The sequence below is a fragment of the Paucilactobacillus nenjiangensis genome (assembly GCF_005405445.1).
In the GTDB taxonomy this organism is placed as follows: Bacteria; Bacillota; Bacilli; order Lactobacillales; family Lactobacillaceae; genus Paucilactobacillus; species Paucilactobacillus nenjiangensis.
Map to the genome: position 1 here is coordinate 1 of NZ_BJEB01000008.1, position 17704 is coordinate 17704.

Here is a 17704-nt window from a genome sequence, read left to right on the forward strand (position 1 = left end):
ACCGCCGTATACGGAACCGTACGTACGGTGGTGTGAGAGGTCGGTAGCTGAACTAATCAACTGCCTCCTACTCGATTGGGAAAAAGTTAAATTTTAAATCATTGGCAGGCAATGAAAAATATAAATATTTTATTTTAAAGGAAAATGAGGCAATTATTCGTACTTATACTATGTAGACTACTAACAAGTCTACCCTAACGATTTTAGTATCATTTTGTGCTCCTCATCAAAAAAATCTGATGTTCAGGGGGGGATACATCATGAAAACTAATGAAAGGAATCATTTGTTGAAATGGATAGTTTACGACTATTCTGCTACATATGTCAGAATTAGAGTGAGCAATGAGTCGATTTGCAATTGAGTATAGTTTAATAAATTTGAATGAGTGGTTTGCTCATGGAAATTTTATTAACTAGACGGAAATTGTAGACTCATTAAACACGTTTCGGAAGTCACTAATATTTTAAATATTGTGATTGTTCTTGTACATGTGTTTAAGAGCAAAAAATAAAGCAATCGCATAAGCGACCGCTTTAAACTCAACAAATGATACTGATGTTAGGTGGAGGGTTAGCTGAAACCGCAGCTAACTCTCTTTTCATCTACCAATATAATACATAGTAGAATAAACATCAACTAATTAAATTTAGTGTTATTTTTAAATTCTTACGTACTATTTAACCGAGCTTGTCATCACTTATTTTTTAAACGTGCATTTCAAAGCAACTCCGTCACTTAACTAAAATAATGTAAATCGATTAAAATACAAATCTATTTACATTATTCTTCGCTAATTGCACCGAAGTTAATCGCTTTGAAACACACTCTTATTTAACGGATTCAAAGCTCAATCAGTTCCGCCTAACTAAAAATATCTTAGTTACAGGAACCGTAACCAAGCTACTTTCTGTTAGTGCTCACTAATTAATCGAGCTTTTCATCACTTATTTACTACCACACCATATTTTTTAATTCGTCGGGTAATTCAATTTTATTTTGTTTAAAATCTTCAAAAACTTCTTCCAGGATGGTAAAAACTTGATCAAGTTGATCACGAGTAATCACAAGTGGCGGCTGGAAGCGAAGTACATTGCCGGCAAGTTTAACCAAGATTAAGCCCTTTTGGAAGGCGCGAAAAATAATATGTGCAGCAGCATCATTATCGGGAATTTTTGATTCTTTATCTTTAACAATTTCAATACCACCGTTGAGACCAAACATCCGCACATCGCCAATAAAGTCAAAACGAGCTTGGAGTTTTAAAAATTGGGCTTTGGCATATTCACCATCGATAGTGGATTTTTCAGCGAGTTTTTCGTCTCGGATAACATCGAGTACGGCAGATGAAGCAGCTGCACAAACTGGGTTACCGCCTGCAGTGAAAACATGCGCAGAAGTACCAAGTGAGTTCATAATATCATCTTTACCGATTACAGCGCTGAGAGGCATGCCAGCAGCGATTGACTTACCTGTTGAAATTAAGTCAGGCTCAATCCCGAAATGTTCAATTGACCACATTTTTCCGGCGCGGCCAAGTCCTTGATTGATTTCGTCAACGGCAAATAAAATGCCATTTTCCTGACAAAAGTCATAGATGGCGTGCATATATTCAGCGGGTGGTTTGATGATTCCAGAGTCCCCCTGAATTGGTTCAATTAAGACACAGGCCACTTCTTCAGCTGGTAAGTAAGTATTGAAGGGACGCATGAAATCGGCCAAATAACGCATGGCGATATCATGTTCAGTTTCATTAGGATAATGACGATATAAATCAGGAAAGGGAACGTGTACGATATTGGGCACCAATGGACCGACTTTGCGAACCATATCCACGTCGCAGGCGCCAACTGATAATGCGCCAAAAGTTGAACCATGATAACTGCCTTCAAAGGACACGACATAAGAACGACCGGTAGCTGCACGAGCAAATTTGATAATGCCGTCGTTTGCGTCAGAACCGGAAGTACCGAAAGCAACTTTATGTTTGCCATCACCGGGCGCTAGATTAGCTAAGCGTTCCGCCAAAGCAATACTGGTTGGATTGGTAAAATAGCCGGCATCATAACTGACGAGTTCGTTAATTTGACGCTGCATGGCTTCAACCACGTGGGGATGATTGTGACCAACATTCATGGCAGATGCACTACCAAGTAAATCGATATATTGCTTACCTTCAACGTCAGTCACCTCAGCACCGCGAGCTTCTTTGACGACGAGATTATAATATTGAATAATTCCGGTCGGTGCCACATTGTCCATATTTTGATGGAAAAGTTGGTCGCCTAAATCGTTTTCCCAAGCCATGATATTTCCTCATTTCTTTTTAATGTAATTATTATCAATCATACCGATATTAATTTTTTAATTCAACTATATCAATGCTAAAATAATGGTGATAGTTTTTTGAAAAATATAGGGCACATTTAAGCATTGAACATGTGTTGCAAAGGGGAGTTATTGATGAGCTTAGGATTTGTTTTAGGAACTGCAGCGATGGATCATCAACAGGCCATGGTGGAACGCTTGGCTGAAGATATGGAAAAATTTCCCAATGATCAGTTCTATTATCTAGTTCCCAACCATATTAAGTTTGAATCTGAGTTGGACGTTCTGTCACGTCTGGGAAAACTGCAGGGTGATGAGGCCGACATGTACGCCCAATCCAAGTTGCAGGTGTTGTCATTTAGCCGCTTGGCTTGGTTCTTTTTACGCAATACGGCAGGGTATCAAGTACCACGGATTTCGACTAACGGTTTGAACATGTTAGTCTTTCAAATTATGAAAAAACATCAAGGTGAGCTGAAATTGTATGCAGGTGAAGCTGACCAAGCTGGTTTTGTTGGGGAAGTTACACGACAATTAGAAGAACTGAAGCAAGCCAATATTAGCGCTGATGATTTGGCACAGTTAGCCAATCAAGTAACTCAAACTAATCAAACGCTGAACGCTAAATTACACGATTTAGTGATTATTTATCGTGAATACGAACTTGCGATGGTGGGTCAATATTTAGGTAATTCGGAAATGTATCAACAGTTAGCTGACTTTTTAGAAAGTAATGATTTTAGCCATGCCCATTTTTATTTGGATCGATTCTCCCAATTCACGGCCAGCGAGCTAAATATCGCAACTGCATTAATTAAACAAGCTAAGACGGTGGTGATGGCTTTAGAATTAGATAAACCTGCTATCCAAGATGTACCCGATGTCAATGATATGTTTGTGGAATCTGGTAAACTGTACCATCGCTTGTATAATGTTGCGGAAACTTTCCACGTGCACCATGAGTTTGATACGTATGCTAAAGTTTCACGTGTAACATCGGACCTAAAACAAGTTGAAGATTTACTCATTGCAGATGCGAAGATGGCACAAATTGCACCGACAAAGTTAGCTGATCAATCATCCGTGACGGTTTTTACAGCTGATAGCAGATTGACGGAATTACGACAAGTGGCGCGGCAAATTCGTCAATTAGTGGCCACTGGTAAATATCGTTATCGTGATTTTCTGATTTTAACGAAACATATGGATGTGTATAGTTCTGCCCTACTACCAACGTTTAAGCAATTTGATATTCCGGTTTTTGATGACCACGAAAAATTAATGAATGATCATCCGTTGGTGGCGCTATTAAATGCGCTTTTCAATGTGAAGAGTCATTACTATCGTCATGCCGATGTCATGCAACTGTTGAAAACTGAATTATTAATTCCCCAAGTTGATGGTAAATCTATGTCAGCCACAGATTTTCGGGATGCATTGGCTATTACTGAAAATTGGTTATTAAAAACGGGATTTCATGGTGAAACATGGGTACGTAAAGATGACTGGCAGTACTTCCAATTCAGAGACAACGATATGGGTGTACAGTCAGACAAAGTTGAAACTGCGACTCGCCAAATTAACTTAATTCGCCACTACATTAAAGAAATTTTACCACCATTCTTTAAAAAACTGGATGCGGCGGTGACCGGTACGCAAGCTGCCACCGTCCTCTATCAATTTTTAATTGACGTAGGGGTCGACGAACAGCTAAAGGCTTGGTATCAAGAACAAAATGAGGCGGGTAATCTTGAAGTAGCGGACCAAGCTCAACAAGTTTGGCAGACTTTCTGCGGTACGTTAGATGAGTTTGTGGCCATTTTAGGTGAGCAACCATTTGACGTTGATGACTTTAATAATCTAATGCAAGCAGGCTTTGATTCAGCAACCTACTCACAAATTCCGTCGACTTTAGATCAAGTAGTGATTTCAGAAATTGGGATTGTCCAGAGTCAGAAGAAACGGGTCGTGTTTGTGGTTGGCGCCAATGATCAGGTGATGCCAGAAGCTAGTAGCACACAGTTACTCCTATCAGATCAAGATAAGGAAACTTTTGAAGGCCTGTTAGACGATACGCAATTTTTACCTGCCGGGAACATCGACCAGTTAGTGAATGAATCGTTTGTCAATTACCTAGCGTTAGTGAATGGCAATGAACGGCTAATTATTTCTTTTGCCACAATGGATGATGATGGTCACGAATATAAGATGTCACCTTACACGATTTCTTTAATGAATCACTTTGGCTTGCAGGCAGCTAAATATCAAACTTCGCCACAGATTACAGATCATAAAGCTGCACAATATGTTGGGACTCCTTCGTCAACCTTAAGTGTGTTGGTCAGAGTACAACGGTTAGCGCTAGATTTAAAAACCGTTAAAAATAATGCCTGGCGGTTTATTGATAACTACCTAAAACATAATTCAGCATTTCAAAATCATTATCATCGTTCGATGGGTGGACTGATTTATCATAATCAACCGGTCGCTTTGAAACCTGATATCGTTAATGGTTTGTATGGGGATACGATTCGCACTTCAGTTTCCAAACTCGAAGAATTTTATCAAAATGAATATGCTTACTTTTTAAAATTTGGTTTGAAGCTTCAAGAACGAGATGAATTTGAATTAACGGCCGCCAATTCAGGAGAACTATTCCATAGTGTTCTGGATGGGTTTATTAAGGAACTGGTGAAAAAAGGGCAAACAATTAGGACCGTTTCGATGGACGAAATTAATGAAATGATTCCGCGAATTACCCAGGAAATCATTCAACAACCGCAGTTTATGATCCTTAATAGTTCACATCGGATGAATTATATTGGCCTCCAATTACAAGCCACAGTATTACAAATTGCGCAGACATTAAAACAGCAAAGCCTTAAATCAAGAATGGATCCATTACGGTCCGAAGTGATGTTTGGTGACATTAATGGTCAAACCGGAATCCCAGGACTTAATTTCGACTTGGACAATGGAAAGCAAGTGCGTGTGCGTGGAAAAATTGATCGAATCGACACCATGATTGCAGACAAACAAAATTTTGCTGGAATTGTGGACTATAAGTCGGGTGACAAAGATGTTAAATTTTCTGAAGTCTATGCTGGGTTAGCCATGCAAATGATGACTTATCTGAATGTGTTACAAAAGGATACTAGTCAATTAGGTATTGATGGAAGTGTCCTGTCGAGTGCCTTATATTTACACATTCAAAATCCCACCTTTAAATTGGCGGATATGAAAACCAATCTGGAAACTGCACGACTGAAGGCTAATATGTACAAAGGTATCTTGATTAAGGATCCATCGTTGCTTGATTCGATTGATTTATCATTAAATGGGGATGAAGCTGGCAAATCATTGGTTTTTCCACTTTCATTTAATAAAAGTGAAGATAAAAATGGTAGTCGCTTAGGCAGTAATAGCAGTTTAATTACCCGTGAGCAATTACAATTATTATTGGATCGAAATGAAGAACGGATTATTAATGCGGCAAATAAAATCTTTGCCGGCTCGGTTGAATTAAATCCAGCACGCTACAATCAAAAGAAAACTGCCTTGCAATATTCACCATATAAAGACATTTTCCAATTTGACGCAATGTTACCAGATAACAACTATCACGACATTGAACTACCAGCAAATAAAGACTTTTTTAAATTGCTTAAGGAGGACGGTAAATAATGGCAACTCACTTTACAGACCATCAATTACAAGCGATTGAAGATGGTAATCAAAATATCTTAGTTTCCGCCTCCGCTGGCTCAGGTAAAACATCAGTCCTCGTTGAACGAGTAATTCAAAAACTGTTACATCATGAAAATATTGATGAGCTATTAGTGGTTACTTTTACTGACGCTGCCGCGAAGGGAATGCGCGATCGAATTGCTAAAGCATTACGCAAAACTATTGACGCAACTGATGATGATCAATTAAAAGCCCACCTTAAAATTCAAATTAACCGTTTAGCTGTTGCAGATATTAGTACACTGCACTCATTTTGTTTGCATCTCATCAAGCAATATTACTATGTGATTGACTTGGATCCACAATTTAGATTAATGACTGATGAAACTGAGAAACAGTTATTGCGTGAAAGCGTCTGGGATGATGTACGCGAAGAATTTTATGCCCAAAATAATGATGTTTTTGAACGTTTAACGCAAAACTTCTCTAATGATCGCAGTGATGACGGGTTGACAGAAGTGGTACAAAAGGTCGATGAATTTGCTAATGCGACACCAGACCCAGAAAAGTGGTTAAATGCTTTAGTTAAATCTTATCAATTAGATGATGCCAATTTTGTCGAGACTAGCCTATACCAGCAACAGTTATTACCAATATTATTGGAAGAGCTACAGCAAGCAGAATCAGAACTAGAGATGGCGATTAATGCCGCTGGGGAAGATGTGTTTGATAAACCGCGGATTATTTTGGAAAATGAAATGGCTCAATTACAGGGAATTGTGTTCTCGGTTAAAAATGACACGTGGAATAAAAGTTTCGAGTTGTTTCATAATTGTGAGTTCAAAAAATTCTTGGGCCCTCGAAAAAATTCTGATCCAGATGCCGCAGCTGCGTTTGAACCAATTAAGGAAGCACGTAATCATGCCAAAGCTATCATTTTGAAACTGAAGGATATGTATTTTCTTCAAAATGAAGCCGATGTAAAAAATGTTACACGTGAAACAGAAATCCTGGTTGCAAAGTTAGTGGAAGTTGTCAAAGCTTATCGGGTGGCGTTTGCGGCAGAAAAGCAACTGAAACATACACTTGACTTTAACGATTTGGAACATTTTGCCTATCAAATATTAACGAATGAATCACCCGAAGGCCAAGCAGTGGTTGAACAGTTAAAGTCGCATTATACCGAAGTAATGGTCGATGAGTATCAAGATACGAATCAATTACAGGAAAGTATTTTGCAACAAATTGTCAGTAAAGAACCGGGCAATATGTTTATGGTTGGGGATGTGAAGCAATCAATTTACCAGTTTAGACAAGCCGACCCTAGCTTATTTATGGGTAAATATGATCAATATCGGCAGTCATCTAACGCCGATGGTGAAGCAATTGTGTTGGCAGAAAACTTTCGCTCGGTCGGGAATGTAATTAATTTTACCAACTTGATTTTTGAACAATTGATGGATTCTAACGTTGGCGAAATGGAATATGATGATGATGCTCATTTAAAATTTGGGGCAGTGAATGATTATGATTCAACCAAGGATGCACCTGCTGAAATTTTGTTATATGAATCAAATTCAGTCAAAGAAGAATCGAATAATGATACTGAAGATGCCGATGATAGTACTGATGAAAATATCGATAAAACAGTCGGGGAAGCCGTCATGGTCGGTCAACGAATTAAAAGGATGGTCCAAGAACACGAGACGGTGATTGATCGTTCAACTGGTCAAGATCGTCCAATTGAGTACGGAGATATTGCGATTTTGGTTGCATCACGTTCAAATAACCCAGTGATTGAAGAACAATTTGGTTTGTTAGGAATTCCAGTCACCCTGAGTGGCTCGGAAAACTATTTTCAAGCTACTGAAGTCCGCATTATGATGTCAGTATTACGGATTATCGATAACCCATATCAAGATATCCCGTTAGTGGCAGTTTTACGTTCTCCAATTGTGGGATTGGATGAAAATGAATTAGCCTACTTGAGAATTCAAAATAAAACTGATCAATATTACCAAGCGCTGCAAGATTTTGCTCACAGAACAACAGCTCAAAATGATGAATTTGGTCAGCGATTGCATGAAAAAATCACTAAGTTTTTGACCCAGCTCGATCAGTTTAAACAAATTGCAAAGCAAAATCGGCTTGTTGACTTAATTTGGTCTATTTTTGAAGAAACTGGTTTTCTTGATTATGTGGGTGGAATGCCGGGAGGACGGCAACGTCAGGCTAATCTGCATGCTCTTTATAATCGCGCACATGATTATGAGCAGAGCAGTTTTAAAGGAATCTTCCAATTTGTTCGCTTCATTAATCAAATGCAGAAAAAGGAACAAGATTTAGCTGAAGCACAGACCCAGGTTGATACGAATACGGTTAATGTGATGACGATTCATGGGAGCAAGGGGCTTGAATTTCCAGTGGTGATTTTGATGAATACGACTGGACAATTTAATCGAAGTGATTTTCAAAAATCATCGTTTATTTTGGATGGTAAAAAAGGCATTGGGATTACTTATCTAGATCCGCAACGAATCAAAATTGATACGATTCAAAAACAACTATTGAAGGACGATAAGAATCGAAAGAACCAAGCCGAAGAAATGCGACTGTTGTATGTGGCGTTAACACGTGCCGAACAGCGTTTGATTATTACTGGCAAAGCGCCTAGTGGAATTAAAAAGGTAGAGAGTTGGGAGTCCGCTTTTCAGGCGACTCAATTACCGTTACCTCCGCAACTTAGGTTGAATGCTAATAATTTTATGCAGTGGATTGGAATGGCCATTGCCCGGCATCCAAGCTTTAAATCGCATTTAGTTTCAGGTTACGCTCCGTTACCAAATTTAAATGAAGACAAGTCTAAATTTACATTTAATATTGTCACTGAAGCCGATTTGGGCATTAGCGAAACGCAACCTAACACGATTGAAGTAAATGAAGAAACCGACGAAGAACAAGTACAATTGACTATTGAACAACAAAATTTGATAAAGCATATTTTGAATTACCAATATCCCAATCGGGCTGCTACTCAAACAACGGCCTATCAGTCAGTTTCTGAAATCAAACGTCTCTTTGATGATCCTGATAATCATGAATTGATTCAATTGGACTTAGAAAATGTTGATAAAAAACAAGGACGATATACGAATGTTGAGTTCGGTAAACCACAATTCTTGCGAGAAGAAAAAGCGCCAACCGCTGCCGAAATTGGGACAGCAACGCATTTGATTTTTCAGTTATTAGATTTAAACCAAGTGCCAACGGTTGAAGATGTGGACCGTTTGATCAAACAATTAACCATTGCGAAAACGATTCCTGAAAGTATTGCGTTGAAGATTAATCGAGAATCGATTATTGAGTTCTATCAATCTGAATTTGGCCAACAAGTAATTGCAAACGGTAATTCATTAAAACGTGAAACACCATTCTCGTTGTTATTACCGGCTAAAACTTTATTTGAAGATCTTAAAGATTCAGATGAAGAAATTTTGATTCATGGAATTATTGACGGATATTTTATTAATGATGGTGCAGTGACGATTTTTGATTATAAGACTGATGATGTTCATGATAATATCGACGAAATTGTTGAAAAATATCGCGGACAAGTTAACTTATATTCAGAAGCTCTTACACGGATTGAAAATGTTCCGGTTGAACACAAATATTTATACTTACTATCAATTAATCAACTAGTTGAAATTTAAACTTAAGGACGTTCGACATAAGCCGTTCACCAAACTTAAAAGGCAAGCCACAATTCATAAAGCGAATTGTAGTTTGCCTTTTGTCGTTAGAAGCTCACAACCTAAACAGTTGGTTTCACACTCTTGCATATTCGTGCTTTCTCAAGCAACTTCGTCACTTAACTAAAATAACAGCCATCGATTAAAGTCTAATCGATAGCTGTTATTCTTCGTTAATGCTCCGAAGCTGACCGCTTGAGTCAGCAACATTTTATTTTAATAATCTCCACTCATAATTGAGTTTTTAACAATCACGTAGTCAACTTTACGGATGGATTCAAGATCACGCCCACCAGCGTAAGAAATTGATGATTGAAGATCTTCTTGCATTTCATCAAGGGTATCTTTAATGCTACCACGGAATGGCACTAGCATTTGCTTACCTTCAACGTTACGGTAAGCGCCTTTTTGGGTTTCAGAAGCTGAACCCCAATATTGTTTGTATGTTTTGCCATCAATTTTGATCATATTCCCTGGTGATTCTTCATGACCGGCTAGGAGCGAACCAATCATCACCATCGATGCACCAAATCTAACGGATTTAGCAATGTCCCCATTATGGCGGATACCACCATCGGCCACGAGTGGCTTACGTGCAGCTTTACTACAAAGACGGAGGGCAGCTAATTGCCAACCGCCAGTTCCAAATCCAGTTTTTAATTTAGTGATACATGCTTTACCTGGGCCCACCCCAACTTTAGTCGCATCAGCACCAGCGTTTTCAAGCTCACGCACAGCCTCAGGAGTAGCCACGTTACCAGCAATTACAAAACTTCCCGGTAATTCTTTTTTGATGTATTGGATCATTTTAATTACATAATCGGAATGACCATGGGCAACATCAATCGTGATGTACTCTGGTTCTAAATTGGCAGCCTTTAAATCATCAATGAATTGGTATTCAGTTTGTTTGATACCAACTGAAATTGATGCAAACAAGCCACGTTCTTTTAAATCGTGCACAAATTCAAGACGCTTTTCAGGTGTGAAACGATGCATCACATAGAAATAATTATGTTCAGCCATCCAAATTGCGAGGTCTTCATCAATCACGCTAGCCATGTTTGCTGGGACCACAGGAATATTAAATTTTCGTGGGCCAAATTGAATACTGGTGTCGGCATCATGTCGGCTCTCAATAATGCATTTGCTAGGTACTAGTTGAATATCATCATAATCGAATGTTTCCATAGTTAATCTCTCCTCAAAAAAGTTCGTCTTTCATAACCAACTAAAGAATATACGCACTTTACGTCACAATGTCAACAATAAAAACGTATATTAATTAAATTTAAGTAATTAAAGTTCGTGTTTTACTATTGACCAGATAACGGCAAATTGTTACACTATAATAGTGAGAAAAAGCCGGTTTTTCACATCTAAAATCGGACAAAAATGAGACGATGAGACAAGGTATGTGCCTTGTGATTGGGCTCAATATTATGAGGTGACTAAATGTCAGCAGTAGTTATAGTTGGAAGTCAATGGGGCGACGAAGGTAAAGGTAAAATGACTGATTATCTCAGTCAGGATGCTAGTGTGATTGTTCGGTATCAAGGTGGTAACAATGCTGGACACACAATTGTCTTTGATGGTGAAACTTACAAGTTACATTTGATTCCATCAGGAATTTTCTTTTCTGATAAACTCAGTGTGATTGGTAATGGAGTGGTCGTCAATCCTAAAGCCTTGATTGAAGAACTTACTTATTTAGAAGATAAGGGTGTTAACCCAAGTGGATTGAGAATTTCGAGTCGCAGCCATGTGACATTGCCATATCATATTTTATTGGATGAATGTCAGGAAAAGGCCAAGGGTAAATTAAAGGTCGGGACAACTAATAAGGGAATCGGCCCAACGTACATGGATAAAGCTGCACGTGTGGGGATTCGGATTGCAGATTTGTTAGATAAAGACATTTTTGCTGAAAAATTGAAGTTAAACTTAGAAGAAAAGAATCAATTGTTCGAAAAGATTTACAATGTTGAACCACTTAAATTCGATGATATTTTTGAAGAATTCTATGGTTACGGTCAACAAATTAAACAATACGTGACGGATACATCTGTTCTCGTTAATGATGCCCTTGATAATGGCGAAAACGTATTATTTGAAGGTGCTCAAGGCGTAATGTTAGATATTGATCACGGTACCTATCCTTACGTTACTTCATCAAATCCAATTGCCGGTGGTGTCACAACAGGGGTTGGAATTGGACCTAACAAGATTGAAACTATTTTAGGTATCAGTAAAGCCTATTCAACTCGAGTTGGGGATGGTCCATTCCCAACCGAATTGACGGATGAAGTTGGCGATTATATTCGTGAAACTGGTCATGAATACGGAACGGTGACTAAACGTCCACGTCGAATTGGTTGGTTTGATTCAGTGGCAATGCGTCATGCTCGCCGCGTGTCTGGACTGACTTGTCTCAGTTTAAACTTGCTCGATGTGTTAACGAGTTTGGAAACAATCAAGATTTGTACAGCGTATAAAATCGATGGCAAAGAAGTCGATTATTATCCAGCTAGTTTAACGGAACTCGCTAAGTGCGAACCAGTCTATGAAGAATTGCCAGGCTGGAACGAAGATATTACTGGGATTACTGATTTTGAAAAGTTGCCGGTCAATGCTCAAAATTATTTAAATCGTTTAACTGAATTAACTGGAATTCCATTGGAAACAATTTCAGTTGGTCCAGATCGCTTGCAAACTTTAATTTTACAAAACCCATGGGGACAAAAGGAGACAGTTAAATAATGTTAGATCGTTATTCAAGACCCGAAATGGCTCAGATTTGGTCAGATGAAAATAAGTATGCTGCATGGTTAAAAGTAGAAATCGCTGCAACGAATGCATGGGTGGAACAAGGTGAAGTCCCTGCCGAAGATGCTAAAAAGATTGCTGAAAATGCAACTTTCACGGCTGAACGTGTGGCAGAGATTGAAGAAACTACTCATCATGATATCGTGGCGTTTACGCGAACAGTTTCAGAATCATTAGGCGACGAGAAAAAGTGGGTTCATTATGGATTAACGAGTACTGACGTTGTCGATACTGCCAACGGAGTGTTATTAAAACAAGCTGACGCAATTTTGCGTAAAGACTTGTTGATGTTTAAAGATGTGATTGCTAAACAAGCGGTTAAATATAAAAATACGGTGATGATGGGGCGGACCCATGGAGTGCATGCCGAACCAACTACTTTCGGACTTAAATTAGGCCGTTGGTATGCAGAAATTGAACGCGATATTGAACGTTTTGACCATGCTGCTGCCGGCGTTGAAACGGGTAAAATTAGTGGTGCGGTGGGGACATTTGCGAATGTGCCACCTCAGGTTGAAACTAGTGTGGTGACTCAATTAGGTTTGAATCAACAGCCAATCGCGAGCCAGGTTTTACCAAGAGATTTACACTCAGAATATATCTCAACTTTGGCATTAATTGCCACTGGTTTAGAAGAATTCGCAACGGAAATTCGTTCACTGCAACGCTCGGAAATCCATGAGGTTGAAGAACGCTTTGTTAAGGGTCAAAAAGGATCGTCAGCAATGCCACACAAGCGTAATCCAATTGGTTCCGAAAATATTTGTGGGATTGCCCGGGTCATTCGCGGCCATGCAGTGACGGCTTATGAAAACATCCCATTGTGGCATGAACGTGATATTTCACATTCATCTGCAGAACGGATTATCTTGCCAGACACCACAACTTTGTTAGACTATGCGATTAATCGTTTCAGTCGAATCTTAGAAAATCTGACGGTTTTCCCCGAAACCATGTTGAAAAATATGGATCGGACGTATGGTTTAATTTACAGTCAACGCATTTTATTGAAGTTAATTGAATCTGGTCTTTCTCGTGAAGCTGCATATGATACAGTGCAACCATTAACTGCTAAATCTTGGGACGAACAAATTCAGTTCCGTGATTTAGTGGAAGCTAGTCCAGCGATTATCGAACGCCTCAGTATGGAAGACATTGCGGATGCCTTTGATTATCATTATCACTTGCGTTATGTCGATGAGATTTTCGGCAAATTAGGCTTGAATTCTTAATAATTATTATCATAAATAGCAGACCAACTCTTTTCAGTTTTATTTTGAGGGTTGGTGTGCTATTTTTGTGTTGTATAATTTCGGAGGTTAACAATTTAATTGGGGGAGTAATTATGGCAAAAGTGAAGGGCAAACACCACGTTCGACGCTTTTTTAAGTGGTTTTTTATCGTGATTATTGGTTTAGTAGTGCTGCTATACGCAACTGTTTTTATTGGACACAAATTTTTGTTTAAGTTGCACTCAACGAATCAACCGACAATTGCAGCAGTCAGTTCTAGTAATTACCGGTTTGGAGCAGCAGCACGAACGCAACCGAAAACAATGCTGGGCTACGTTAAAGTAGTATCCAGTCAGGTTAAAAATTATAATGAACATTTGAATAATTATTGGCCAAATAATCCACAAAAGAATCAATATTTAATTGCACAGGATGTTAAAACTAAGACGGCTTATCTAGTAAATCCTAGTGGAGAATATAAAAAATTAACGTCTAAGCAATTCGATTCATATAATGTTCCTTCAACCATGCAAGTTACAGGTGAGTGGAATCCCTTTAGTGGGAATGGAATCGAAGGGGTATATATAACCGTCTCACCTCAGGCACTATCTAATTACTATGTATATCAAAGATATGAACATCTTGGAACCTATGATCAATTTTTATCCTACAGTCATGAATTGTTTCACACGATTACCCAGAAAAATTGGGGCGACAATAAATATGGTAATTTAAACCGGGACGAACGCTTAAGTGATTCAACCGGTCGCCGCAGCAGAATGTTGTTAATGTAGCAACTGTCATTAGCGATTACTGATACCGATAACCGCGATACTCATATCAAGGATTCCTTAGCAACCTACAATCAATATGAAAAACAGGATAAGAAAGATTACGACGCATCCATTTTATATGATCGCCTCGAAGGAACGGCCTTCTATTATGAATTGAAGTCAGCTTTGTATGCGGCTTATCCAAATCAAGTTAAAAATGAAAGTGAAGTATATCCAGCAATTACTGCGTTATTAAAAAATGATAATCCGGCCTATCGAGCTACTGGAGCTGTGACAGAAGCTTATAAAGTTGGTGGTTATGCGGGTATTCTATTAGATTTAAAAGCCATGGAAAACAATCAGGATCCCAATGATTGGAAAAATGAAGTAGCGAAAGATGGGGATGCTACACCATTAACACTGTTAGCGAAGGAATATGAGGGTCAAACATTACCAGGCCCACAAACAATTCCAACCAAGCAAGCGTACAAGAAGTGGATTGGCGCATACAATAAAATTAATCCAATTAATAGCCAACCGGCAATTATTTTTAATGTCTTGTATGCATGGCTATATGGAGGAGAATAAATATAAATATATTTATAAAAAGGCACGTTTTAACGATATAAATATATTTATAAATAGTGATGATTAACAAATATAAATCCCATCAGGGAGGGATTAGTTTCATATTTTATCGCGATAATATCCGTGCTCGTCAAATTTTCATATTTGAGTTATTGACATCTTGATGTTATCGTATTCCATTAACTAATTGGAGGAGGACTTCGCATATGAAACAAGAAGTTGAGTTAAAAAGGTCGTTAGGATTATGGTCAGCACTAGCATTAGTCGTTGGGACTGTTATCGGATCCGGAATATTTTTTAAACAAGGAGCAGTTTTAGACAGTGCTGGCTCATCTACCATGGCTTTGTTAGCATGGGTCGTTGGTGGAATTATCACCCTAACTGCCGGCTTGACGATTGCTGAAATCGGAGCCCAATTACCATATACTGGTGGATTATATATTTATATGGAAAAGATTTATGGGCGTGTCCTCGGATTTTTGTCAGGTTGGATGCAAATTATTGTCTACGGGCCTGCGATTATCGCATCACTGGCCGGTTATCTCGCCTTGTTGTTGGTTAATTTCTTTGGGCTGAGTAATGCGTGGTTAATTCCATTGGCCATTGCTTCAATGGTCTTAATTGGTGGCTTAAACATGCTAGAAAATCGTTTAGGTGCTGCCTTTGCGATTATCACCACGTTGGCAAAACTATTACCAATTGCTGCTATCATCATTTTTGGACTTTTCTACGGTCATGAAGGTGCAGTTGGACAAACTATTACCCATGTTCATGAAAATTCTGGGACTTTTGGGGTAGCCGTGTTGGCAACCTTGTTTGGATATGATGGCTGGATTTTGATTGCTAATCTTGGTGGTGAAATTAAGCATCCACAACGTATTTTGCCTCGTGCCATTGTCTTTGGATTAGTGTTCGTTTTGATTGTTTATACTGCTGTTACGTTTGGGGTTTTCAATGCAATCCCAGCTAATATGGTTAGCAAGTTAGGCGACAACACCACAATTTATCTTGCTCAAAAAGCCTTTGGGACAATTGGTGGACGATTATTAAATATCGGGGTAATCATCTCAATTATGGGATGTATGAACGGGAAGATTATGACTTTCCCACGGATTATGTATGCGATGGCCAAACGAAATGATTTGCCATTTTCAAAACAATTGGCATATCTAAATTCAAAAACACATGCACCTATGGTTTCAACAGTAGTCATCTTACTAATTGCTACCTTAATGGTGACATTTTCAAATGCTGATTATCTTTCAGATTTATGTATTTTCACGGTTTACTGTTTCTATATCGCTGCATTTATTGGCGTATTCTTGCTGAGAAAACGTAACAAGGGCGCAGAACGGCCATTTTCAACACCTTTATATCCAATCACGCCAATCATTGCGATTGTTGGTGCATTGTTTGTGACAATTAGCCAAATTTTCAACGATCCAATTGGTTCATTTGCTTCACTTGCAATTGTGGCTGTCGGATTACCAGTGTTCTATTTGGTTAAGAAATATGCTAAACAAAGTAATAAAGTTGAAGATGAAATTATTGCTGAATAATAATGGAAACGCGCTGACGTAGTTGGCGCGTTTTTTCTATGTTTTTAGCAATTATAAATGAGAATATTGTGTTTAGTTATTAATCTAATTTTAATTTTTAAGTTGACTTTCATAAGTTGGTGTTCAATAATGGAAAACATAATAAATTAAATGACGTGCAAAGATGAGTAGGTTACAAACTATTTTAAGAGAGTTATTGCTTGGTGAAAGATAACAATAGTGAGTTTCTGAAGATGGTCTTATAAATGCAGTTTCACAATCGAGCGTTCGTTAGATTGTGCCGGGGACTCCCGTTACAGAGTTAGGGTATGCACTTACAGTAAGTACTTTATCACTACTGTATTTAAGTACCCGATGAGAAGCAATTCGTGAGGGTTGCTTAAATTAAGGTGGTAACACGAAAAAGCACTTTCGTCCTTTTATCTAGAAATAGATACTTGGGCGAAAGTGCTTTTTTGCTTGAAATGAGGTTTTTGGAATGGCAGAGAAAGAGCAACGATATCAATTATTATTAGCACAAGCAAAAGCACTTTTAGAAGGTGAAACCGATCTGGTTGCAAACATGAGTAACCTAGCATCGTTAATTTTTAATGGGCTTCCAAATTTAAACGGAACATCATTCTATCGTTTTAAAAATGATGAATTAATATTAGGACCATTTCAGGGAAAACCAGCGTGCATGCATATTGCGATTGGATCAGGTGTTTGCGGTACAGTTGCTGCAACGTTGAGGTCTGAAATTGTGCCAAATGTTCATAACTTTTCAGGGCACATTGCTTGCGATAGCGCCTCGAAGTCTGAAATTGTGGTACCAATTTTTAAAAATGAGCAGTTTTGGGGTGTCTTGGATTTAGATAGTCCAGAGTTTAATACTTTTGATGAAATTGACGAAAACTATTTAAAACAAATTGCACCGATTATCTTTGGTGTCAAAGAGATTGTTGGAAAGGAAAATTAAATT

The 17704-nt window shown here is 38.4% G+C and carries 10 protein-coding genes and 1 other annotated feature; of the genes, 8 read left to right on the top strand and 2 right to left on the bottom strand.

The window, feature by feature from the left end:
* Positions 1–952: 952 nt before the first annotated feature.
* Positions 953–2305: an aspartate aminotransferase family protein gene (locus FFM59_RS02030; protein ID WP_137601398.1), complete on the bottom strand. Its 1353-nt coding sequence runs from the start codon at positions 2303–2305 to the stop codon at positions 953–955.
* A gap of 156 nt (positions 2306–2461) precedes the next feature.
* On the opposite strand from FFM59_RS02030, the gene FFM59_RS02035 reads away from it, so the two are divergent.
* Both FFM59_RS02035 and addA read left to right on the top strand, forming a co-directional pair.
* Entirely contained in the window at positions 2462–6010 is a 3549-nt protein-coding gene (locus tag FFM59_RS02035; RefSeq protein ID WP_170175902.1) for a PD-(D/E)XK nuclease family protein, read from the top strand.
* Positions 6010–9726 carry a helicase-exonuclease AddAB subunit AddA gene (addA, locus tag FFM59_RS02040; protein WP_137601400.1) on the top strand — a complete coding sequence of 1239 codons (3717 nt, stop codon included), beginning with the start codon at positions 6010–6012 and terminating at the stop codon, positions 9724–9726. Before FFM59_RS02035 ends, addA begins: the two co-directional genes overlap by 1 nt.
* A 255-nt stretch (positions 9727–9981) precedes the next feature.
* Here addA and FFM59_RS02045 read toward each other — a convergent pair whose 3' ends face one another.
* Positions 9982–10956 (bottom strand): GMP reductase, encoded by a 975-nt coding sequence (locus tag FFM59_RS02045; RefSeq protein ID WP_137601401.1) that lies wholly within the window; start codon positions 10954–10956, stop codon positions 9982–9984.
* Positions 10957–11220: 264 nt separating this feature from the next.
* Between FFM59_RS02045 and FFM59_RS02050 the strand changes: the two genes are divergently transcribed.
* From FFM59_RS02050 to msrC, 6 genes are all read left to right on the top strand, one after another.
* On the top strand, positions 11221–12525 hold the full coding sequence (locus FFM59_RS02050) for an adenylosuccinate synthase (protein ID WP_137601402.1): 1305 nt from the start codon (positions 11221–11223) through the stop codon (positions 12523–12525).
* Positions 12525–13823, top strand: coding sequence for an adenylosuccinate lyase (gene purB / locus FFM59_RS02055; protein ID WP_137601403.1), 1299 nt, complete (start codon positions 12525–12527; stop codon positions 13821–13823). The genes FFM59_RS02050 and purB overlap by 1 nt, the downstream gene beginning before the upstream one ends.
* 113 nt (positions 13824–13936) lie before the next feature.
* Positions 13937–14617 carry a hypothetical protein gene (locus FFM59_RS02060; RefSeq protein WP_137601404.1) on the top strand — a complete coding sequence of 227 codons (681 nt, stop codon included), beginning with the start codon at positions 13937–13939 and terminating at the stop codon, positions 14615–14617.
* Between the two features lie 153 nt (positions 14618–14770).
* Positions 14771–15184: a hypothetical protein gene (locus tag FFM59_RS02065; protein ID WP_137601405.1), complete on the top strand. Its 414-nt coding sequence runs from the start codon at positions 14771–14773 to the stop codon at positions 15182–15184.
* Between the two features lie 206 nt (positions 15185–15390).
* Complete coding sequence (locus tag FFM59_RS02070; RefSeq protein ID WP_137601406.1) at positions 15391–16743, top strand: APC family permease; 1353 nt, start codon at positions 15391–15393, stop codon at positions 16741–16743.
* A 146-nt stretch (positions 16744–16889) separates the two neighbouring features.
* Positions 16890–17165: a binding site (T-box leader), on the top strand.
* Positions 17166–17221: 56 nt separating this feature from the next.
* Complete coding sequence (gene msrC / locus FFM59_RS02075) at positions 17222–17701, top strand: free L-methionine (R)-S-oxide reductase MsrC (RefSeq protein WP_137601407.1); 480 nt, start codon at positions 17222–17224, stop codon at positions 17699–17701.
* Positions 17702–17704: the final 3 nt, after the last annotated feature.

Excerpts from the sequence above, each read along its gene's own strand:
- FFM59_RS02070 (WP_137601406.1), top strand. The coding sequence starts at position 15,391 with ATGAAACAAGAAGTTGAGTTAAAAAGGTCGTTAGGATTATGGTCAGCA.
- FFM59_RS02045 (WP_137601401.1), bottom strand. The coding sequence starts at position 10,956 with ATGGAAACATTCGATTATGATGATATTCAACTAGTACCTAGCAAATGC.
- FFM59_RS02030 (WP_137601398.1), bottom strand. The coding sequence starts at position 2,305 with ATGGCTTGGGAAAACGATTTAGGCGACCAACTTTTCCATCAAAATATG.
- purB (WP_137601403.1), top strand. The coding sequence starts at position 12,525 with ATGTTAGATCGTTATTCAAGACCCGAAATGGCTCAGATTTGGTCAGAT.
- FFM59_RS02035 (WP_170175902.1), top strand. The coding sequence starts at position 2,462 with ATGAGCTTAGGATTTGTTTTAGGAACTGCAGCGATGGATCATCAACAG.
- addA (WP_137601400.1), top strand. The coding sequence starts at position 6,010 with ATGGCAACTCACTTTACAGACCATCAATTACAAGCGATTGAAGATGGT.
- FFM59_RS02060 (WP_137601404.1), top strand. The coding sequence starts at position 13,937 with ATGGCAAAAGTGAAGGGCAAACACCACGTTCGACGCTTTTTTAAGTGG.
- msrC (WP_137601407.1), top strand. The coding sequence starts at position 17,222 with ATGGCAGAGAAAGAGCAACGATATCAATTATTATTAGCACAAGCAAAA.
- FFM59_RS02050 (WP_137601402.1), top strand. The coding sequence starts at position 11,221 with ATGTCAGCAGTAGTTATAGTTGGAAGTCAATGGGGCGACGAAGGTAAA.